The sequence below is a fragment of the Streptococcus sp. KHUD_016 genome, assembly GCF_051106465.1.
GTDB lineage: Bacteria > Bacillota > Bacilli > Lactobacillales > Streptococcaceae > Streptococcus.
Genome location: NZ_CP193663.1, coordinates 277285 through 298892, shown reverse-complemented (window position 1 = coordinate 298892; position 21608 = coordinate 277285). Strand labels below are relative to the sequence as shown.

Annotated in this window: 15 protein-coding genes; 4 read left to right on the top strand and 11 right to left on the bottom strand. The window is 40.9% G+C overall.

Translation table 11 applies throughout. From position 1 onward, the window contains the following. Positions 1-3: 3 nt before the first annotated feature. The 3 genes from ACORHV_RS01410 to ACORHV_RS01400 are packed head-to-tail and all read right to left on the bottom strand — an operon-like array spanning position 4 to position 2223. On the bottom strand, positions 4-726 hold the full coding sequence (locus ACORHV_RS01410) for a lantibiotic ABC transporter permease (protein WP_434398464.1): 723 nt from the start codon (positions 724-726) through the stop codon (positions 4-6). Beyond that, positions 726-1514 (bottom strand): lantibiotic ABC transporter permease, encoded by a 789-nt coding sequence (locus ACORHV_RS01405; protein ID WP_308697394.1) that lies wholly within the window; start codon positions 1512-1514, stop codon positions 726-728. Before ACORHV_RS01405 ends, ACORHV_RS01410 begins: the two co-directional genes overlap by 1 nt. A gap of 1 nt (position 1515) precedes the next feature. Beyond that, positions 1516-2223 (bottom strand): ABC transporter ATP-binding protein, encoded by a 708-nt coding sequence (locus tag ACORHV_RS01400; protein WP_308697393.1) that lies wholly within the window; start codon positions 2221-2223, stop codon positions 1516-1518. A gap of 296 nt (positions 2224-2519) precedes the next feature. Between ACORHV_RS01400 and ACORHV_RS01395 the strand changes: the two genes are divergently transcribed. Then, positions 2520-3002, top strand: coding sequence for an S-ribosylhomocysteine lyase (locus ACORHV_RS01395; protein WP_308697392.1), 483 nt, complete (start codon positions 2520-2522; stop codon positions 3000-3002). Between the two features lie 59 nt (positions 3003-3061). Here ACORHV_RS01395 and ACORHV_RS01390 read toward each other — a convergent pair whose 3' ends face one another. From ACORHV_RS01390 to pflB, 3 genes are all read right to left on the bottom strand, one after another. Next, entirely contained in the window at positions 3062-5167 is a 2106-nt protein-coding gene (locus ACORHV_RS01390) for an ATP-dependent Clp protease ATP-binding subunit (protein ID WP_001063368.1), read from the bottom strand. Positions 5168-5617: 450 nt separating this feature from the next. After that, positions 5618-9691, bottom strand: a complete 4074-nt coding sequence (locus ACORHV_RS01385) for a Spy0128 family protein (RefSeq protein ID WP_000045552.1) — start codon at positions 9689-9691, stop codon at positions 5618-5620. A gap of 320 nt (positions 9692-10011) precedes the next feature. Next, the gene (pflB, locus tag ACORHV_RS01380; RefSeq protein WP_000260621.1) at positions 10012-12327 is read right to left on the bottom strand and encodes a formate C-acetyltransferase; all 2316 of its coding nucleotides are present in this window, start codon (positions 12325-12327) and stop codon (positions 10012-10014) included. A 231-nt stretch (positions 12328-12558) separates the two neighbouring features. Here pflB and dinB point away from each other — a divergent pair, with 231 nt between their 5' ends. Continuing rightward, positions 12559-13620 carry a DNA polymerase IV gene (gene dinB, locus ACORHV_RS01375; protein ID WP_000904552.1) on the top strand — a complete coding sequence of 354 codons (1062 nt, stop codon included), beginning with the start codon at positions 12559-12561 and terminating at the stop codon, positions 13618-13620. A 34-nt stretch (positions 13621-13654) separates the two neighbouring features. Here dinB and ACORHV_RS01370 read toward each other — a convergent pair whose 3' ends face one another. Further along, positions 13655-14500, bottom strand: a complete 846-nt coding sequence (locus tag ACORHV_RS01370) for an undecaprenyl-diphosphate phosphatase (protein WP_000273567.1) — start codon at positions 14498-14500, stop codon at positions 13655-13657. 59 nt (positions 14501-14559) lie between these two features. After that, entirely contained in the window at positions 14560-16455 is a 1896-nt protein-coding gene (locus tag ACORHV_RS01365) for a DUF2207 family protein (RefSeq protein ID WP_434398458.1), read from the bottom strand. 129 nt (positions 16456-16584) lie between these two features. Here ACORHV_RS01365 and ACORHV_RS01360 point away from each other — a divergent pair, with 129 nt between their 5' ends. Together ACORHV_RS01360 and ACORHV_RS01355 are read left to right on the top strand one after the other, a co-directional pair. Further along, the gene (locus tag ACORHV_RS01360) at positions 16585-18150 is read left to right on the top strand and encodes an ABC transporter substrate-binding protein/permease (protein ID WP_000732042.1); all 1566 of its coding nucleotides are present in this window, start codon (positions 16585-16587) and stop codon (positions 18148-18150) included. Beyond that, a complete protein-coding gene (locus tag ACORHV_RS01355) occupies positions 18147-18887 on the top strand; it encodes an amino acid ABC transporter ATP-binding protein (RefSeq protein ID WP_000193348.1) in 741 nt (246 codons plus the stop codon). The genes ACORHV_RS01360 and ACORHV_RS01355 overlap by 4 nt, the downstream gene beginning before the upstream one ends. A 92-nt stretch (positions 18888-18979) precedes the next feature. On the opposite strand, the gene ACORHV_RS01350 is transcribed toward ACORHV_RS01355, so the two are convergent. From ACORHV_RS01350 to ilvA, 3 genes are all read right to left on the bottom strand, one after another. Next, the gene (locus ACORHV_RS01350; RefSeq protein ID WP_001130031.1) at positions 18980-19195 is read right to left on the bottom strand and encodes a hypothetical protein; all 216 of its coding nucleotides are present in this window, start codon (positions 19193-19195) and stop codon (positions 18980-18982) included. A gap of 106 nt (positions 19196-19301) precedes the next feature. Further along, a complete protein-coding gene (locus ACORHV_RS01345; protein ID WP_434398455.1) occupies positions 19302-20198 on the bottom strand; it encodes an SPFH domain-containing protein in 897 nt (298 codons plus the stop codon). Positions 20199-20280: 82 nt separating this feature from the next. Then, entirely contained in the window at positions 20281-21531 is a 1251-nt protein-coding gene (gene ilvA, locus ACORHV_RS01340) for a threonine ammonia-lyase IlvA (protein WP_000947312.1), read from the bottom strand. Positions 21532-21608 lie beyond the last annotated feature (77 nt).

The following is a 21608-nucleotide window of genomic DNA, read 5'->3' as shown; positions in this document are numbered from 1 at the left end:
CCTCTAGCGAACATCTCGTTTCAAGGTCAAGAATATAGCAGAGCTCCAAATCAAAGCTAGCCAGAACAGCTGTATTCCCAACCCTGATAGATCTATCGAATGCTGAAGTCCTTCATACTCAAAAAGATTTAGGGTAGCCAGATCGGGCAGGTATTTTGCTTCCTTGATGAAAGTTGCCAACAAACGACTGAGACCAATCAAGAGAGGAAAGAGCACAGAGACCGGCACAACCCAAGATTGAAAGAGCAAAGCGAGGCCGGCAGTTAAAAAAGCCAGAAAAAGATTGCTGAGAAGACCAAAAGAGCTGTAATAGAGGAATTTCCCCAGCAAGGGCCAGCTAAAGTCTAGGTCAAATCGAGCCAGCATAACAAAGAAACAGCTGCCTATCATGACACTGTAGAGAACCAAGAGCAGAACGGCCAGAAAAAGGAATTTCCCAGCCAACCAAGCCTTTCTATTTGATACGGTTAGAAAATTCGTTCGCATCCCAGACTTGACAAACTCCTGGGCAAAATAGAGGGAAGTAAAGATGACGATGACAGGCTGCGCCAGATAGAGAGCATGCAAAGCTTCACTCAGAGCCTTTGTCTGGCCAACTGCTGTCTGACTGTAGTCAAGATTCATTAGAAAAAATGGAACGATTACCAGAGCCACCAAGGCTGCACCAAGAGCGAGATAGTAAGAACGGAACTTAATCCATTCACTTTTAAGCAGAGCTTTTATCATCAGTAGCGTCCTCCTAAATCCGTCTTCAAAAAGCGCAGAGAGGCCATGACGCCGATGATTAGCAACCATACGCTTAGTATCAAGAGTCCTTGCAAGGGATTGTTGGCATATTGGGAAGTCGGCGTTGCAACAAATAACTCTCCTGCGGGCTGTGGCAGATAAGCACCCCAACTCGTATGAGCTGCCAGGTAGTTTCCCAGATTATAGAGCTGGGGCACAAGAAAGAGTAAGGGAAGCAACATCGTCCGCCCAAGCAATCCCAATAAAAAGGACAAGAGACCTAGCAATGCAGTAGCTAGTGCCTTCCATAAAAGATGACTCCAAGCAGCTTGATTAAGTATAATTGGATGTAGCCCTTCTTTTCCTAAAGCCAAGTGCATGACAATATAGCTCAAATAAATGGATAACAAGCTAATGATGAGTGAAAACAAACCAAAGGTCAATATTTTCCCCATAAGTAGCTTCAAGCGATTATTACAAGCCAATAGACTGGTTCGCAAGCTATGAGACTGAAATTCCGTTGCTCCCAAAATTCCAGCTAAGATGACTAAAACCATACCACCCATAGAAGCGCCATTAAGACCTAGATATTCAAGCGGATCAATAGCTTCTGCCAGACCGGGAACCGTCTCAGGGGTCGCATCTAAACCGATAGACAGATACTGACGTCCCTCTAGCCATGACACAACAGGTACCAATAACAGCATAAAGACCACACTTACCCTGAAAGCCTTGGTTGATTGGATTTTCAACCACTCTGAATGCAATAAAGACATCGTCTCTTTCATCTTAAACCTCCTCTGTTAAGTCGAAGAAGAGCTCTTCTAAACTATCTGTTCCTTGTAATACATCGTCTAGCGTTCCCTGTTCGATAATTTGCCCATGATGAATCAAGACTACATCATCTGTTACCATTTGTACCTCAGACAGGATATGAGAGGATAGAAGGACGGTTTTCCCTAAATCAGCCTGCTGACGGATGAACTTTCTAAACCACTTAATCCCACTTGGATCCAGCCCATTAGTCGGCTCATCTAATATAAGAAACTGAGGATCACCCAACAAAGCTGCTGCCAAACCCAAGCGTTGACCTTCCCCCAGAGACAGGCTTGACAAGAGGTCCTTCCTCTTATGAGCGATTCCAGTCATCTCCAAAACCTCATCGATCCGAGACTTGGGAATAGCATTACTCGCCGCAATAATCCTCAAGTGGTCATAGACCTTTCGATTTGGTAGACCCCCAATACCGTCAAAAGCTGCACCTACTGTTTTGAGAGGATAAATCATTGACTGATAGGTTTGTCCATCAAAAGTCGCAGTTCCTGCTGTCGCCCGATCTAAGCCCAAGAGAATCCTCAAGGTCGAGCTTTTTCCTGCACCATTATGTCCTAGAAAAGCCGTAATGCGACCACTCCTAGCTGTAAAAGAAATATTCTTTAAAATTTGCTTGTCTCCATATTTTTTAGAAACACGATCAATTTTTACAATATGTTCCATACTGAACTCCTTTATCTTTATTTTCTCCAGTATACCCAATCTAGTTCAGAATTAGTTCAGAGATTAAACAGAAATCTCAGAAAAAGTTGATCCACTTTTCAAAAGTCACCTGAGTTCCACTAGAAAAACTAAACTTTTCTTTCACAAGGTATTCTTCTCTCCATTCTTTCTTTATAGTTCTGAGGTTTATGTATAGAGACTTTATTATCATTCTAGTACCAAAAAAGTCATTTATCAAACTCCATCAACAGCACCCTTTATGATATAATGAAAGAAGAAAACTGAAAGGATTTACCATGCCAAAAGAAGTTATTGTTGAAAGTTTTGAACTTGACCACACTATTGTTAAAGCACCATATGTTCGCTTGATTGGGGAAGAAACCGGACCAAAGGGAGATGTCATCTCCAACTTTGATATCCGCTTGGTACAACCAAACGAAGACTCAATCCCTACAGCAGGGCTTCACACCATTGAGCACCTCTTAGCCAAACTCATCCGTACCCGCATTGACGGCATGATTGACTGTTCACCATTTGGTTGTCGCACAGGCTTCCACATGATTATGTGGGGTCGCCATACCAGTGCTGAAATTGCAGCTGTTATCAAGGATTCGCTCAAGGAAATTGCTGAAACCACTACTTGGGAAGATGTCCCTGGAACAACCATCGAATCTTGCGGAAACTACAAGGACCACAGCCTCTTTTCTGCTAAAGAATGGGCAAAACTCATCCTGGAACAAGGAATCTCAGATGATGCCTTTGAGCGCCATGTCATCTAAACACAAAAAGGAACCAGCTTTTAGCTAGTTCCTTCTTTTTTTATTCTCAAAATCTTGAGTTAGGCTTTTTCACGAATAACCAAAACGCCATCTTCCATATCTGCTTCCAAATGTTTAGCATCTAGATGATCCAAGTGGAAGTCCGTCACCTTATCACGAATTTGTTGTTCAACCACGCGACGGAGAGGACGAACACCCATAACTTCGTCATAGCCTTCTTCTGTGATAAAGTCCTTAGCTGCTTGGCTGACTTCCAAATCAATGTCTTTCTTAGCCAAGGTTTGGTTGACTTCAGCCAACATCAAGTCCACAATCTTAGAAAGGTCTTCCTTATTCAAGTGTGAGAACTCGATAACTGCGTTAAAGCGGTTAAGGAATTCTGGACGGAAGTATGGTTTCAAACGATCCATTAATTCTGGTTTATCTGCATCTTCTGTCAAGTTAGCTTCATAGCCAAATCCAGCATTTGATGTCGCGATAATGACCGTGTTCTTGAAGTTCACTGTATTTCCTTGACCATCAGTCAAACGACCGTCATCCAAGACCTGAAGGAGAAGGGTGATTACTTGAGGATCCGCCTTTTCAATTTCGTCCAAGAGAATGATAGAGTAAGGATTACGACGAACACGTTCTGTCAAAGTATTGCTATTGTCATCATAACCCACATAACCTGCTGTTGTACCGATTAACTTAGATACAGCTGTGCGGTCACTGTATTCAGACATATCCAAACGAATGATAGCATCCTTAGTTCCAAACATATCCAGTGCCAATTGCTTAGCGAGCTCGGTCTTACCAACCCCAGTTGGACCTACAAAGAGGAAGCTACCGATTGGGCGATTGCCTTCATCAAAACCAGCACGGTTACGACGAATAGCACGAGCCACTGCTTCAACCGCCTTGTCTTGGCCGATAACCTTGTGTTCCAAGCGATGAGCCATATCTTTCAAACGTTCGATGTCTGACGCTCCCATTTGTGACACTGGGATACCTGTCATTCGTTCCACAGACTCAGCCACATCATTGACAGTGGCAGTCACTTTCATGTCTTCTGTGTGGTTTTCGACTTTTTTCTCTAATTCTGCAATGCGAGTTTTAGCATTGAGAGCTGCTTCAAAGTCTTCTGCCTCAACTGCTTTTTCTTGCTTGTCTTTTTCTGCCTCAATTTCCCGTTCAACAGCATGCACATCTGTTACAGGATGTTGAGCTGCCAAGTGAGCAGCCGTTACGTCTACAAGGTCAATAGCCTTATCTGGCAAGCTACGTTGAGGAATGTATTGGATAGAATAATCCACTGCTGCTTTCAAGACTTCGTCTGGCAAGATGACATTGTGGTGTTGTTGATAGAGGTCACGAATCCCTTGAAGGATTTTAAAGGTATCCTCTGCTGAAGGAGCATTGACCTTGACTTCGTTGAAACGACGAGCAAGAGCTGCATTTTTCAAGATGGTGTTACGGTATTCGTCTTGAGTTGTCGCTCCAATAACGGTCAATTCACCACGAGAGAGAGCTGGCTTGAGAATGTCCGCAAGCCCTTTAGAACCACTGTCTCCTCCGATTGAGCCAGCGCCAAGGATTTGGTGAATTTCATCAAAGAAGAGGATAATATTCCCTGCTTCTTTTACTTCATTGACTAGATTTTGAACGTTTTCTTCAAAGCTACCACGGTATTGAGTACCAGCCTCAAGACCTGAGATATCAATAGAAATAATTTCCTTGTTCTTGATGGCAGCCGGAACATCTCCATTCACAATCGCTTGTGCTAGACCTTCTACAACGGCTGTCTTACCAACACCTGCATCTCCGACCAGAACAGGATTATTTTTCGTACGACGTGAGAGGATTTCAGATGTTTCTTGAATTTCCTTGTTTCGTCCGATAACAGGATCCAACTTGCCCTCACGAGCTTCTGCGGTCAAGTTACGACCTAGTTTAGCAAGGACACCGTCTTGTTTCATACCTGAAGCGTGTTGTTGCATTTGCACATCAGATTCTGCATTTCCTGGCAATTGACCAGTTGCACGATAGTGAGCAAATTCCTCAGGTGTCACTTCACGTCCATTAATCAAGTAGCGACGATTTTCAGAACTATATCCTCGCATACCACCCATCAATTGGTTAAATAAATCATCCATGTTGTTAAAGTTATTAAAGTTGTTGTTCATATTCTTTACCTCGTTTATTGTTAATTAAGTACGATCTCTGATATTGACTATCTTTGACCTTTGTTTTAAAAATTTTAGACTAGCTAACTCGCTACTCTACGTATAATTTCTGGTTTTTCTTTTTTAAATAAGCCTTTTATCATCTTCTTTTCAAAGTCTGTTAGATTCAACACAGGCCTCACCCCTTTCTAGGGTATCTATCGTACATTTTCAAGAAATAGAATCATTGAAAATGAAGTTTTTAAGGAATTCATTTTCCTTATGTTCCTACTATATCACATTAGTCAGTAAAAGTCAATAGTTTTTTGACCAAATTTGACTATTTTTAAAAAAATTTTTTGAAGTACAAAAAAGCCCCTAGAAAACGAATTTTCTAGAGACTTTCTCTATCAAGTTTAAGAGAGAAGTAGAATTCTCACTTACCAAGTTTCATGTTTCTTCTATGAAAGCTTAAGCTTTACGTTTTACGAAGAATACCAATCCACTCAATGCCAAGACTACAAATCCAAGCGCAGAAAGGATAGAGGTTGCTTCACCTGTGTTTGGAAGTTCAGCTTTACCTTTATTCTCAGTAGCTGGGGGTGCTGGTTTCGGATCCTCCTTTTGTCCTGGATCAGTTGGTTCTGTTCCTGGAGTTGGATTTGTTCCTGGATTATTTGGCGTTGGATCTGGTGTTGGTGCTGGATCTGGCGTTGTTCCTGGATTATTTGGAGCTGGATTTGGATTTGGTTCTGGTGTTGGTGTTGGAACAGTGTATTTATTTGTAAATACAACTTCTTTACCATCGGCATACGAAACCTTTGCAGTCAAGAGACCTTGATCATCCGCAACTACAGTGACTGTTACGGTATGCTCAGTCTTATCGTATTCAATCCCCTCTTCAGTACCAACTTTTTCAACCAAGGTATAAGTATGAGTACCTGCTTCTTCGAATGAACGAACAAAAGCTACTTTACCTTCAGCAGTATTCTTAGCTTCTGCTACAACGGCGCCTTTCTCTTTCAATTCGAAAGTATAAGCATCAGCCGCAAGTTCTTTACCTTCAAGTTTCTTAGTTGCTTCAATCGTCGCTTCTACCGCTGGTGCTTTGAAGCTATTCTTGAAGACATTACCTGCTGGATATTCAACAGCTGCCTTCAAGGCGTTGGTTGCTGCATCTTTGGTTACTGTTACCTTTGCAGTCTTTTCTGTATCGTAAGTAATACCAGTTGCTCCAGCATTCACTTCTTTTACAGTATAAGTATGAACACCTTCTGCATCATAGTTGATTGTATTAAATGTTACTTTCCCACCTTGGTTTGTTTTTGTATCAATTTTTTGTCCATCTTTGTACAATTCAAATTGGAACTCACCATCAACCAAAGTACGACCAGTCAATTCTTTCGTAAACTCAAGTGTTGCTGATGTAGCTGTTGGAGCTGGTGCTGTATAAATATTTGTGAAGACCCGTTCTGTATCCGCATCTTCTACAGTCGCAACCAATTGGCCTTTACCATCATCCGCAACAGTGACGAACACTTCATACGCAGTTTGATCATAAGTGATTGTTTTATCGTCACCAGCTTTTTCAGTAATAGTGTAAGCGTAATCGCCTGCTGCTGAGAAAGTGACGTTGAAGACAACTTCTCCTGAGGCAGTATTCTTAGCCGTAGCTACAAGGTCTGAACCTTCTTTCAGTTCGAAAGTATAAGCATCAGCTTCAAGCGCTTTTCCTTTCAAGACTTTCTTAGCTTTGATTGTAGCCTGCGCAGGTTCCGCTTTATAGTCATTAACGAAAACTGGTGTTTCACTTGTAACTGTCGCGACAAGTTGACCTGAGCCATTATCTTTCACTTCTACAGTTGCTGGATGTTCTGTTTTATCATAAGTTACACCAAGTTTATTGCCAACCTTTTCTGTAATAGTATAGTTATATACTCCTGCTTTTGAATAGCTAATTTCAGAAAAACGAATCAATCCACCAGCAGCATTCTTTGCTGTCGCAACAACCTTATCACCCTCTTTCAGTTCAAACTCAAACTCATCTATCTCTAGCTCTTTACCGTTCAAAACTTTTTTAGCTTCAATAGCAATTTTTGCTGGAGCTGCTTTATAAGTGTTGGTGAAGGTTGGGTTGTTACCTGCAACAGCCGCCTCAAGTTGACCTTGACCGTTATCTGTAACGTTTACTGTCACTTCATGTGTAGCAGTGTCGTATGTCACACCTGCTTCGCTACCTGCTTTTTCTGAGATAGTGTAAGTGTGGTCGCCTGCTTCATTGTATTCGATTTCTTTGAAAGTAACAGTACCGTCTGCAGCGTTTTTAGCTGTCGCAACGACTTTGTCACCTTCTTTAAGCTCGAATTCGTATTTATCAGCTTCAAGGGCTTTACCTTCCAAGACTTTCTTAGCTGTAATCGTTGCACTTGTTTTAGCTGCTTTATAGGTGTTGGTGAAGGTTGGGTTGTTACCTGTAACAGTTGCAACAAGTTGACCTTGGCCGTTATCTGTAACTTTTACCTTAACTTCGTGTTTAACAGTATCGTATGTCACACCTTTTTCACTACCTGCTTTTTCAGTGATAGTGTAAGTGTAATCACCTGCTGTTTCGAACTCAATTTCTTTGAAAGTAACGGTGCCGTCTGCAGCGTTTTTAGCTGTCGCAACGACTTCTTCACCTTTTTTAAGTTCGAATTCGTATTTATCAGCTTCAAGTTCTTTACCGTTCAAGACTTTCTTAGCTGTGATAGTTTCTTTAGCTGGAGTTACTTTATAAGTGTTAGTGAAAGTTGGTTCTGCAGATGTGACAGTTGCTGTTAAAACTCCACTTTGGAAAGTTGCTGCTACAGTAACTTCCTTGGCTTCTGTATCAAATGTAACGCCTGCAACTGCTGTTGAAGTGTCCTCTTTGATGATGTAGTGATAAGTTCCCGCACCTTTTACTTGGAGATTCTCAAAGGTAATAGTTCCATCAGCTTTTGATTTTGCTGTGGCTACAGGGTCCTTCAAGTTCTCTGCAGAAAATAGGTTAAAGGTAAACTCATCCGCTTTTGGAAGTTTATCTGTACGTCCTTCTACTACTTTCTTAGCCGTCACATTGAATACAGCTGGAACAGGTTCATCTTTAAGATGAATAGTAGAACCCGCAGCACCGAGTTTAACTGTATACTCTTTTTCATCTAGTTTATAACCTGCTGGGGCAGTCTTCTCTTTGATCTTAAACGTTTTACCTTCCCATTTCTGATCATAAGTTTTCGTAAGCGCTACTCCTTTTTCATTCGTAGTCACTTCTGTTGTTTCACTTGCATCATCTGCTGCTGTCACAGTATATACCGCACCCGAAACCGGAGCAAGAGTGAAGGCATCAGTCTTATGAATCTTAATTTGGTAAGCAGTAGATGCTACAATCGTTCCAGAAATCAAAGACGTCGCCTCAGCTGTCATATCAAGTGCTCCCGGACGACTTGTATTCTGTGCTAATTTAGTCCCGTCAGCCAATGACAGAGCAACCCTATTTCCTACTTTACTTCCATCATTAGGAGTTGTTGTGTTATAAGAGACTATATAAGAGGTCGTTCCATCTTTAAAAATGATATCAAATGAAGTATAGTTTTCGTTCCACGAAACGGTATAGTCTTGTCCCTCAGTTAACAAAACTGCATCATCTGGAACAGCAGAAGTCCCAACAGTGATATTTGCCTTATACACTTTTAGAGTCTCAGGAATATACTGTGCAGGAGTGTAACTAGTATCATCATTTGGTATAGTATCATGTAATACAATATTTTGTCCTAAGTCTTGTTTCTCTGTATTTACACGTACACGCCAGGTAGACCATGCATCTCCCTTGCTAACCGAACCAATCTCAGCCAGTTTTGGAGAGTTCCAACTTTCAAGGGCAGCACGACCCCCAATTTTAGCATAATTTTCAGTACCAACTTTGGGACCATCGATTGTTTTTGAGGAATAAATGTGAGTCACTTCTTGCTTCAATGAGGATGAATTAAAGTTAATACGGGTTTTATTCTGATCCTTTAAGAATCTAAAAGTAACAGAAAAATTCCCTGACACATCCTTTACCTTATCTCCACCAGTTTTCTCTAGATATTTATCCAAGTTTTTTAAGGTGATTTTTGCTTTCCCACCTTGATCAGTACCATTTGAAGTCACTTCTGCTTCTCCAATAGTAACTTTTGTTGTCGGATCAATTAAATCCTGACTCCCTTCATAAACTGCCATAGGAGCAGGTATATCAAAGGTAAAATAATCTCCATTATTCAGATGTTCATTATACTGTTTGAGATCAAAGGTCACGCGAAGCTTATATGCTAAATTCGTACGAAGCGAGAAATCTCCTTCTGAACTCACATTTTGCTTAGTGTCTGAAGCATCTAATAGATCGATGCCTGTAATTACTTGTGTCAATTCTTTTGAAACAGGATTATCTGCTTTAACAATCCCTACCAAAACAGATGCTAGAGCTAAAATAGCAAAAGTTAACGCAGAAAATTTAGAAAGCATGTTTAACGCTTTGCTTTTCGACATTTCTTCTCCTCTTTTCTATATGAAATTTTTATTTCTAATCTCCCTAAGAGATTACATCATACTATTTTGACAACCCCTATCACTAACTAGAGTTTATCTGATATATTATAACATTTCAATACAATCTATTCAAGTATATTAACTTAAAAATACACGTATTTGCACCATTCTATAACCTAGCCATTCAATTTTGAACTATTTATATCGGTAAACTGATATAAATAGCTTAATATATATTATATCTACAATTAGGCCAATCTTTGATATTATAGTAAAAAGCCAGTCATTTTGACTGGCTTTCTTTTCATTCTAATTGAATCTTAGCTCAATGCGTCATCCATTGAAAGAACTTCGTGGAAGACACGTTGTGTCAATTCAGTTTTTTGTTCTGGAGTGAGGTATTTAGTGTTTACACAGTATCCAGAGATACGTACGATAACGTCTTCACCTGACATAATCTTTTCGTAAACATCGTTCAAGTCCATAACGTTCAAGTTAACGTGTTGTCCACCGTTTTCGAAGTAACCATCAAGGATTGTTACCAAGTTATCAACTTGCTCGTCACGAGTCTTACCAAGAGCACGTGGAGAAACTTGAGTTGTCAATGAGATACCGTCAGCTGCGTAACCAAAGTCAAGGCTAGCAAGTGAGTTCAAGTTTTGCAACCATCCACCTTTAGCTTTGTTAGATGGGTTCGCACCTGGTGAGAAGAATTCAAGTTTAGACAAGTTCACAGAACCATCTTCGTTGAGGTATACACCTTTGTGGACTGGTGAGTTACCAGTTTGTTTAGAGTAAGCAACGTTAGATGTGATTGTCAAAAGTGATACAGTAGCTTCTGCGTCTTTGTATAGTTTGTGGCTACGTAGACGAGTTGTATAAGCTTCGATCAACCATTCTGCCAATTCGTTTGAACGTGGGTCATCTTCACCCCAACGTGGGTATTCACCGATTGTTTCGTAATCATAGATGTAGCCATTTTCGTCACGGATTGGTTTAACAGTAGCGTATTTAATCGCTGACAATGTATCAACAGTGTTAGCAAATCCACAGATACCGAATCCCATGTTAGCACGTTGTTTAGTTGGCAAGAAGGCCATTTGAACAGCTTCGTAGTTGTACTTGTCAGTCATGTAGTGGATGATGTTCAAAGCGTCTACGTAAGTGTCAGTCAACCAGTCAAGAGATTTTTCAAAGTTCGCTTTAACTGATTCAAATTCAAGAACTTCGTCACGGATAGGATCGATGTCAAATACTTTGTAGTCTTTGTGAACATCGTCGTAACCACCGTTCAAACCAGTAAGAAGAGCTTTAAGAACGTTTACACGAGCACCGAAGTACTGGATGTTGTGGCGTTGATCTTCGTTTTCTGGGTCAAGTGGTGACACACAGCATGAGATACAGCTCATTTCTCCGTATCCGTCTTTAGCCATTGTTGTTACACCTTCGTATTGGATAGAAGAGTGTTTGTGGCTCATGTGCATACAGTAGCGACGGAAGTTGTAAGGCAATTTGTCAGTCCAAAGAACTGTCAAGTTTGGTTCTGGTGAGTTACCGATGTTGTCAAGAGTGTTCAAGAAACGGTAGTCCATCTTAGTAACACGGTGACGACCGTCGTTACCCATACCAGCCATAGAAGTTGTGATGAAGGTTGGGTCACCTGAGTACAATTGGTCATAAGCTTTTGTACGAGCAAATTTAACTGTACGAAGTTTCATAACGAAATCATCAACGAACTCTTGGATTTCTGATTCAGTAAATGTACCGCGAGCAAGGTCACGTTCTGCAAAGATATCCAATACGATTGGCACACGTCCTAGAGATGTTGCAGCACCGTTGATAACACGGCAGACAGCCATGAAGGCGATGTTAACCCATTGGATTGCTTCTTTCGTGTTCATCGCTGGTTTGCGGACATCAACTCCGTAAAGGTCACCCAAGCGAACAACTTGTTGCAATGCTTGGTATTGAAGGTTTACTTCTTCACGAAGACGGATTGTTTCTTCATCAATTTCTTTGATCGCATTCCAGTCGTTTACTTTTTCTTGCATCAAGTAGTCTGCACCGTAAAGAGCAAGACGTGCGTAAACACCGATGATACGTCCACGTGAGTAGGCATCTGGAAGACCAGTTACAGTGTGAGCGTGACGAGCGCGACGAATGTTTGAAGTGTAGGCACGGAAGATACCGTCGTTAACTGTTGTTACGTATTTAGTGAAGATTTCGTGAACAGCTGGATCTGGTTCATATCCATTTTCCTTCAAAGTAGTTTCAGCCATACGGATACCACCTTTTGGCATGAAGTTCAATTTGAAGAGTTCATCGTTTTGGATACCGAAGATAACTTCATTTTCTTTGTCGATAAATCCAGCAGGAATATCAGCAATAGATGTTGGACGAGTGTCCATTGGGAAACGAGTTTCTTCGTAGTGTGCTTTTGTTTCTTCTACGATTTTTTTGATGTGAAGTGAACGTTCTGTTGGTCCAGCAAGGAAACTTTCATCTCCATCGTAAGGTGTGTAGTTAGCTTGAACGAAGCGAGAAATACTTGCTTTTTCTTTCCAATCTACGCCTTTGAAGCCTTCCCAAGCTTTATCAAAAATATCTTGTGCTTCAACAACTGTCTTAACAACCATGTTAATGTCCTCTTTTTCTAGTAACAGTCATCTGTTACATTCTTGAGACAAGTATACCATACAGTAACCGATTTCAACAAGAGAAAATCAGTATTTTAGACGCTTTCTTTTATAATACAGTCTCTTTTTTGCTCTTATCTGTATTATATTTTTGAAAGTCAGGTTGAACTTTCCCATTTTTTCAGAAAAAAGGGTATAATAAATATAAAATGACACTAGAAAGGGATTGAAATGCTCATATTTCCATTGATAAATGATTTGTCCAGAAAAATCATCCATATCGACATGGATGCCTTTTTTGCTGCGGTGGAAATAAGAGATAATCCCAAGTTAAAGGGCAAACCTGTCATTATCGGAAGCGACCCCAGACAAACAGGTGGGCGTGGTGTCGTTTCTACCTGTAGCTATGAGGCACGAGCTTTTGGTGTTCATTCAGCCATGAGCTCTAAAGAAGCTTATGAGCGCTGTCCCCAAGCTGTCTTTATCTCTGGAAATTATGAAAAGTATAAGACTGTGGGGCTTGAGATTCGAGCTATTTTTAAACGCTACACTGATTTGATTGAGCCTATGAGCATTGACGAAGCCTACTTGGATGTAACAGAAAATAAACTCGGTATCAAGTCAGCAGTTAAAATTGCCCGATTGATTCAACAAGATATATGGAGAGAGCTACAACTGACTGCTTCTGCTGGCGTTTCCTACAATAAATTCTTAGCCAAAATGGCTAGTGATTATCAAAAACCACATGGTTTGACAGTGATTCTCCCAGATCAAGCCCAAGACTTTCTCAAACAAATGGACATTGCTAAATTCCATGGTGTGGGCAAAAAAACAGTTAAACGCCTTCATGAAATGGGAATTTATACTGGCGCAGACTTACTGGACGTTTCTGAAGTTACTTTAATCGATCGATTTGGCAGACTTGGTTATGATCTTTATCGAAAGGCTCGTGGTATTCACAATTCTCCAGTCAAGTCCAATCGCATTCGTAAGTCCATCGGCAAGGAAAAAACCTACGGAAAGATCCTACAAGTAGAAGAAGACATCAAAAAAGAGCTGACTCTACTCTCTGAAAAGGTAGCTCTCAATCTCAGCACGCAGGACAAAGCTGGAAAAATCATTATCCTAAAAATACGATATGCTGACTTTTCCACTCTGACTAGACGAAAAAGCCTCCCACAAGCAACACAGGACACTAGTCAGATTTCTCAAACTGCCCTTCAACTCTACGAAGAACTGGCTGACAAAGAAAAAGGTATCCGTTTACTAGGAATTACAGTGACAGGATTTTAAAAAGCTTGAAGGAAAATTCCCTCAAGCTTTTTTCTTATACAAACAAACGCACAAAACTATAGAGCAACAAGACACTACCGAGTACGATACGGTATTTCCCAAAGAGTGTAAAGTCGTGTTTTTTCACATAACTGGTCAAGAAACGAATAGCAACCATGCTGACCGCAAAGGCAACACCCATGGCAACCAAGAGCAAGAACAGTTGTCCAAAACTCAAGAGTTGACCTGCTTTAATAAATTTGAAAATCTTTAAAGCGCTGGCTCCGAACATAACAGGAATTCCGAGATAGAAGGTGAACTCTGTTACGACTGAGCGGCTTGTTCCATTTAACAAACCACCAACGATCGTCGCACCTGAACGGCTCGTTCCTGGAAAGAGGGCGAGGACTTGGAAGAGCCCAATGTAAAGGGCTGTTTTATAGGGCAACTTGTCTAGCTCTGTCACTGTTGGTTCAATGGCTTGCGCCTTATTTCGTTTTTCAAGGTAGATAAAGGCAACACCATAGATAATCAACATGATTGCAACTGAAACCATGTTATGGAAGTTGGCATCAAACCAATCATCTAATTTAAAAACCAATAGCAAAGGCAAGGTCGCAACGAAGACTTTTGACCACAATTGCCAAGTTCTACGAACTTCTACCTTAGTTTTACCAGGTTTGAAAGGGTTAAGCTTGTTAAAGTAAATGACCATAACTGCTAAAATGGCACCAAGCTGAATGACAACATTAAACATGGACATGAAGGCTTCATTCTGGTCCTTGTATTGTACAAATTCTTCAACCAAGATCAAGTGGCCAGTACTTGAAATGGGCAACCATTCCGTAATTCCTTCAACAATCCCAAAAAAGATTGACTTCAAAATTTCAATAAAATACATACATTACTCCTTTTTCTGTCCTCTATTATAACATAATTTCAGATGTTGCGATAGATTTTTTAGAAGGCGCCGATGCTACCACCGCCTCCGCCTCCTGAGAATCCTCCACCTGAAGAACCACTTCCAGAAGATACAGAGTAATTGCTAGCTGTATTTGCGACAGCAGTATATTGCTTGATTTGTGCAGTTGAGGTGTAGAACTGTGAGTGCCAACCATAGGCTACATAAAGATTCAAATCTGGATTTTCAAGCTGAATATGGCGGACTTTCATTAACTTGCTCACCTTCTTGGCATAACCAAAGAGAGTCGCATAGACCAGTAGACGATTCCAAAGGACGATGCTCTCTAGCTCGGCCTGATCCAGATGAGCGATGTCGCGAAGCATATTTTCAAAACTCGTCCAGAGATAGAAGATTTCTGCTCCTTCCTCTGTTAGAACTCCATCACGATAGGCCCCTCGCGTGGCAAGATAAACCCAGAAACTAGTCCCTAATCCTGTCAATCCTAAAAGTAGAAACGGGATCGAAAAGAAGCCATGTGTTTGCCAACTATAATAAAAGAAAAGCAATCCACCTAGAGCTGTTATGGCTGAACAGACCCGCATCCCGAGAGCAAGGCGACGTTCCTCACTTGTCAAAGGACGATAGTAGCTTGGGATACGAAGTACATGGACCTTATCCTTGACACAAGACTGAATGCGTTGAAGTCTTCCTTCAAAGGAGCGTTTGAGACGCGAGCCTGTTTCTCGGATATGTTTTTCATCTGACTCTTTGGCACCACGGTAAAGGGAAGATGAAACTTGGTAATCAGGGAAGAGCTCTGAAATAGCCAATTCTTTCTTATTTGACAAGGTCATGCGTAGACATTCTTTCTCAAAATTGGACAAACCCTTTTCACTGATAATGCGCACATAAGGTTCCTCATCACCTTGGAAAATAGATAAATGACCTCGATCTACTAAATCCAACAAGGTTGCCTGAATCAAACGTTCAAAAGTAAATTTACCAAACCCTGATTTGTTTAGGGGATTGACTTCCTCTAAGGACGTTGAATACACTGCTTCTGCTAAAACCATTGGAGGCAAATCCATCGGTGGTTCATAAAGCCTGTGATCTTTTGGAAAGACCTTTTTAATGCTTGTACTCTGACGAAACATCCTATAGAAGATAGGAACTAGAAGTAAGAGACTCATAAAAATGACGGGGAATACCCATTTCATCAAAATCTCACTTTGCGCTTTTTCTGTTGCTATATTGCTTTCAATCCGGTTAAAATCGGTTAAACGTTCTTCCTCTAACCCTTGATCTGGAGCTCCTGCAAAAGCACTTCTAGGCCAGTATGCGTGTAATTCGATCTGTCGCTTTCTAGGAAGGTCTTTCATTTTGACATGATAGAGATTATTTACTTTTTCAACACTAGAGTCCCTTAGGAGTTGGCCTGCATGAAAATAGAGTTTCTCTGCTGGGGTATCAGAGCTAATCTTAAACTCAATCTCTTTGATGTCTCCAGTACTATCGGTCAAGGGTTGCCAATTTAGCTCTGCGATATCCTTATATAAGAAGAGAAGGTTTGTTAGTTTCCAGGTAACCGTTACCCGAACAGTATCTCCGGCATATCCAGCATTGTAAATTTTTACCTTGTAGCCGTCCTCTTCCTCCATAGTATAGAAGGAAACATTTTGAACAATTCTTCCATTTTTAGAGACCTGAACGGTCGGGTCGGGATCAATGTCAAATCCTTCCGGCATTTTCCCAGCTTTTCCGAGCCCAACTAACTGACCATTGTAATCATCTCCAAAGCGGTAGGTAATTGTTTCCTTAAAAATTGCAGTATTATCTGCATGAATATTCAAATCCCCCTGATAGGATAAGATATCAAAGTCTACTGCAAAAACCAGGCTCGGTATAAATAATAAATAAGTAAATACCAAAGCCAACAGCCATCTTTTTTTCATAATCGGTTCCCTTTCAATCTTTTTACCATTATATCATTTTTTATAAGTAAAGGCTTACTTGTATTGAAAATCTCACTATTTTTAGATACAATAGAGAGAGTCATTTTTAGACTAGAAATAGGAGAAAACATGAAAAAATTATGCTTATCTATCCTTGCTAGCCTAGCCCTTACCTTAGGACTAGTTAGCCAAGTCCAAGCCGACGAATATTTACGCATCGGGATGGAGGCAGCTTACGCTCCCTTCAACTGGACTCAAGACGACGATAGTAACGGCGCTGTCAAAATTGACGGTACCAACCAATATGCCAATGGCTACGATGTCCAAATCGCTAAAAAGATTGCCAAAGACTTAGGCAAAGAACCTTTGGTCGTAAAAACCAAATGGGAAGGACTTGTTCCAGCCCTTACTTCTGGCAAAATTGATATGATCATTGCCGGTATGAGCCCAACTGCTGAACGCAAACAAGAAATTGCTTTTTCAAGCAGTTACTATACTAGCGAACCGGTTCTATTGGTCAAAAAGGACTCTGCCTATGCGAATGCCAAATCTTTGGAAGACTTTAGCGGAGCAAAAATCACGTCTCAACAAGGTGTTTATCTTTATGACCTGATTTCCCAAATTCCAGGTGCCAAAAAAGAAACAGCTATGGGTGACTTCGCCCAAATGCGTCAAGCTCTGGAAGCTGGTGTTATTGATGCCTATGTTTCTGAACGACCTGAAGCAATGACCGCTGAGTCTGCTAACGCTAAGTTCAAAATGATCCAACCTCAACCAGGTTTCAAAACTGGCGAAGAAGATACAGCTATTGCCATTGGACTTCGTAAAGATGACAGCCGCATCAGCCAAATCAATGCCAGTATCGAAAACATCTCTAAGGATGAACAAGTAGCCCTCATGGATCGTATGATCAAAGAGCAACCTGTGGAGTCTACAACAACAGAGGAAGAAAGTAGTTTCTTTAGCCAAGTCGCTAAGATTCTTTCTGAGAACTGGCAACAACTCTTGCGTGGTGCTGGTATCACACTCTTAATCTCCATTATCGGAACCATCACAGGTCTCCTTATCGGACTTGCGATCGGGGTCTTCCGTACCGCTCCACTATCTGAGAACAAGGCAATGTACGCCCTACAGAAACTAGTCGGTTGGATTCTCAATGTCTATATCGAGATCTTCCGTGGTACACCGATGATTGTTCAATCTATGGTTATCTACTATGGAACTGCCCAAGCTTTCGGTATCAATCTTGACCGCACACTAGCCGCTATCTTCATCGTCTCAATCAACACGGGTGCCTACATGACAGAGATCGTTCGTGGTGGTATTCTAGCAGTTGACAAAGGACAGTTTGAAGCTGCAACTGCTCTTGGTATGACCCACAATCAAACCATGCGTAAGATTGTCCTGCCTCAGGTTGTCCGTAATATTCTACCTGCTACTGGTAATGAGTTTGTCATCAATATCAAAGATACCTCTGTATTGAACGTTATTTCAGTTGTTGAGCTTTATTTCTCAGGAAATACTGTAGCAACACAAACCTATCAATACTTCCAGACCTTTACCATCATCGCCGTGATTTACTTTGTCCTCACCTTTACTGTGACCCGTATCCTACGCTTCATCGAGCGTCGTATGGACATGGATACTTACACTACAGGTGCTAACCAAATGCAAACGGAGGATTTGAAAAAATGACACAACCAATCCTTGAAATCAAACACCTCAAAAAATCATATGGGCAAAACGAAGTGCTAAAAGACATTTCTCTCGCCGTCCATAAAGGAGAGGTTATTTCCATCATCGGGAGCTCAGGAAGCGGAAAATCAACCTTCCTTCGTTCGATTAATTTACTAGAGACACCTACAGAGGGAGAGATTCTCTATCGAGGAGAAAATGTCTTAGAAAAAGGCTATAACCTCACCCATTATCGTGAAAAACTCGGTATGGTTTTCCAATCTTTCAATCTCTTTGAAAATCTGAATGTCCTTGAAAATACGATCGTTGCTCAAACGACTGTACTCAAACGCGACCACTCTGAAGCTGAGAAAATTGCCAAAGAGAATCTCGAAAAAGTCGGTATGGGAGAACGTTACTGGCAAGCCAAGCCCAAACAACTCTCAGGGGGACAAAAACAACGCGTGGCTATCGCCCGCGCCCTCTCCATGAATCCTGACGCCATTCTCTTCGACGAACCAACATCTGCCCTTGACCCTGAAATGGTCGGAGAAGTCCTCAAAATTATGCAGGATTTGGCTCAAGAAGGCTTGACCATGATCGTCGTAACCCACGAAATGGAGTTCGCTCGCGATGTCTCTCACCGTGTCATCTTTATGGATAAGGGCGTCATTGCTGAAGAAGGCAAACCAGAAGACCTCTTCACGAACCCTAAAGAAAAACGGACAAAAGAATTTCTTCAACGTTATCTCAGCTAATAAACAAAGACTGCATTCTTTATGCAGTCTTTTTAATTTGTAATTGTAAAGAAAAGGCAGACTCGATTCAGGAATCTGCCTGTGACCACAGTTTAATCTTCAAATTTTTCATGATTTTTTTCATAGAAATCGATTAAACCAAGAGCTGTTTCAAATGAAATATTTTTAACTTTTGCGCGTCCTTGTGCTAGAGCAATGATAGACATTTCACGCGCATTCGTTTCTTTAGAGATACGGTAGCCTGTGATTTTCTTATCACGAACCCAGCCAACAACTGCTTCTACTTTTTCAAAGTTCGACTTAGCCATGTTCTTCTCCTAAATTATTCTTTACAATACTTAATTGTATACGTTTTTATTTCGTTTGTCAATAAAAAAACATATATTCGTCGTAACTATATTATTCTGCATATTTTTATTTGGCTTTTAAAGCCGATAATATATGAGTTCTTATGTCCTCGACTCCATTAGGATTTGCTGGTAGGAAGATTGTATTATTACCCTCTTTATCTGCAAAATTATTCAACGTATCTAAATACTGGTTCGTTAATAGGATAGACATGATTTGTTCTTCAGTTAGCTCAACATTGGCTCCCTTTAACTCTTGGATAGAATCAGCTAGTCCGTCAACAATTGCTTTACGCTGTTCTGCAATCCCTACACCATGTAGGCGATCTTTTTCTGCTTCTGCTTCTGCTGCGGTCACGATTTTAATCTTATCTGCTTCAGCAAGTTCTTGCGCCGCCACTCTCTTACGTTGAGCCGCGTTAATTTCATTCATTGATTGTTTTACTTCAGCATCAGGTTCAACCTTAGTAATCAGCGTTTTGACAATGATATACCCATATGTAGACATTTCTTCAGCCACTTGTTTTTGAACTTCTAAGGCGATTTCATCCTTCTTCTCAAACAACTCATCTAGGGTTAGCTTTGGTACAGATGAACGCAAAGCATCTTCAATATAGGATTTAATTTGGGCTTCTGGACGCATCAATTTATAATAAGCGTCTGTGACATTATTTTCATTCACTCGATACTGAGTTGCCACATTCATCGTTACAAATACATTATCTTGCGTCTTTGTCTCTACAACAATCTCACTTTGCAACAAGCGTAGTTGAACTCTTGCCGCAATCCTATCAATTCCAAAAGGAGCTCGTAAATGAATACCACTATTGCTCAACTTTTGGTATTTACCAAAGCGTTCTATGATAGCGACAGATTGTTGTCGAACCATATACACAGAACTAACCATAATCACTGATGCAATCACCACTAAAAATAATAAAACAAGTAAAATTTGTAAAACCATGGGAATCTCCCCCTTTCGTCACCATCATTATAGCACCATCATCATTATTACGCAAATAATATGATAATAATTTTATTTTAGCTTAAACTAGCATATTATACAACGTTTCGTTCCCATTCAAATTAATATAAGATGGGTCAAACTTTTCCATTCGATGAATCAATCCAGCATAGTCATGCTTATTGGCAAGGGCTACCCCAATCAAGACAGGACCTGTCCCCTTGCTTGCTCGTTTGATATATTCAAAACGAGTGATGTCATCATTTGGCCCTAAAATATCATTTACAAACTCTCGGAGAGCTCCAGGACGTTGTGGAAAATTCACTACAAAGTAATGCTTGATTCCATCGTAAATCAAGGCACGTTCTTCCATCTCCGGCATACGGTTGATATCGTTATTTCCTCCAGAAATGATACAACAAATCGTCTTGCCTTTGATATAGTCTGATAAAACTTCCAAGGCTGCAACACTGGCAGCTCCGGCTGGTTCTGCTACAATACCTTGTTTGGAATAAAGATCAATCAAGGTTTCGGAAATCAATCCCTCGTCCACCCCAATCAGCGTTTCAACATTCTTACGAGTCGCTTCATAGGTTAATTGTCCAACCTTCTGTACGGCTATCCCATCAGCGAACTTATCAATTTCTTTGAGCTTAACTGGTCCCCCAGCTTCAAAGGCAGCTTTCATAGAGCGAGCACCATTAGCTTCTACCCCAATCACTTCAATGGTCGGGTTGGTTTCCTTAATATAAGTAGAAACACCGGCAATCAATCCGCCACCACCTACTGGTACAAGTACTGTGTCAAAATCAATAGACTCTTTACGGGCTTCTTCAAGAATCTCATAGGCTACAGTCCCTTGACCAGCCTGAACATGCGCATCATCAAAAGGATCGATAAAGGTGCGGTTTTCTGTCAATGTAAATTCTTGTGCTGCCTTAGCAGAAGCATCAAAGGTATCCCCAACCAACTTGATTGTCACGAACTCTCCACCGAAAAAGCGAACCTGCCCAATCTTTTGTTGCGGTGTTGTGATGGGCATAAAAATGGTTGCAGGAATCTTCATCTCATTACAAGTATAGGCGACACCTTGGGCATGATTTCCCGCAGAGGCACAGACTACACCACGCTCGCGTTCTTCTTTTGATAGTTGAGAAATGGCATAATAGGCTCCACGAATCTTAAAAGAGCGAACTCGTTGCGCATTCTCCTTTTTGAGATAAATCTTTGCTTGGTATTTTTCTGATAAATAATGATCATATTCTAGTGGTGTATCAACTACTACACCACTCAAAACTTTGTGGGCTCTCACCACATCTTTTGCACTTAGCATTGTCTCCTCCTCAAGTACTTTTCAAGATAAAAAACGAGTTAGGTACCCCCAACTCGCCTTCTGTCTCTCTTTACAAG

Excerpts from the sequence above, each read along its gene's own strand:
- ACORHV_RS01410 (WP_434398464.1), bottom strand. The coding sequence starts at position 726 with ATGATAAAAGCTCTGCTTAAAAGTGAATGGATTAAGTTCCGTTCTTAC.
- ACORHV_RS01405 (WP_308697394.1), bottom strand. The coding sequence starts at position 1,514 with ATGAAAGAGACGATGTCTTTATTGCATTCAGAGTGGTTGAAAATCCAA.
- ACORHV_RS01400 (WP_308697393.1), bottom strand. The coding sequence starts at position 2,223 with ATGGAACATATTGTAAAAATTGATCGTGTTTCTAAAAAATATGGAGAC.
- ACORHV_RS01395 (WP_308697392.1), top strand. The coding sequence starts at position 2,520 with ATGCCAAAAGAAGTTATTGTTGAAAGTTTTGAACTTGACCACACTATT.
- ACORHV_RS01390 (WP_001063368.1), bottom strand. The coding sequence starts at position 5,167 with ATGAACAACAACTTTAATAACTTTAACAACATGGATGATTTATTTAAC.
- ACORHV_RS01385 (WP_000045552.1), bottom strand. The coding sequence starts at position 9,691 with ATGTCGAAAAGCAAAGCGTTAAACATGCTTTCTAAATTTTCTGCGTTA.
- pflB (WP_000260621.1), bottom strand. The coding sequence starts at position 12,327 with ATGGTTGTTAAGACAGTTGTTGAAGCACAAGATATTTTTGATAAAGCT.
- dinB (WP_000904552.1), top strand. The coding sequence starts at position 12,559 with ATGCTCATATTTCCATTGATAAATGATTTGTCCAGAAAAATCATCCAT.
- ACORHV_RS01370 (WP_000273567.1), bottom strand. The coding sequence starts at position 14,500 with ATGTATTTTATTGAAATTTTGAAGTCAATCTTTTTTGGGATTGTTGAA.
- ACORHV_RS01365 (WP_434398458.1), bottom strand. The coding sequence starts at position 16,455 with ATGAAAAAAAGATGGCTGTTGGCTTTGGTATTTACTTATTTATTATTT.
- ACORHV_RS01360 (WP_000732042.1), top strand. The coding sequence starts at position 16,585 with ATGAAAAAATTATGCTTATCTATCCTTGCTAGCCTAGCCCTTACCTTA.
- ACORHV_RS01355 (WP_000193348.1), top strand. The coding sequence starts at position 18,147 with ATGACACAACCAATCCTTGAAATCAAACACCTCAAAAAATCATATGGG.
- ACORHV_RS01350 (WP_001130031.1), bottom strand. The coding sequence starts at position 19,195 with ATGGCTAAGTCGAACTTTGAAAAAGTAGAAGCAGTTGTTGGCTGGGTT.
- ACORHV_RS01345 (WP_434398455.1), bottom strand. The coding sequence starts at position 20,198 with ATGGTTTTACAAATTTTACTTGTTTTATTATTTTTAGTGGTGATTGCA.
- ilvA (WP_000947312.1), bottom strand. The coding sequence starts at position 21,531 with ATGCTAAGTGCAAAAGATGTGGTGAGAGCCCACAAAGTTTTGAGTGGT.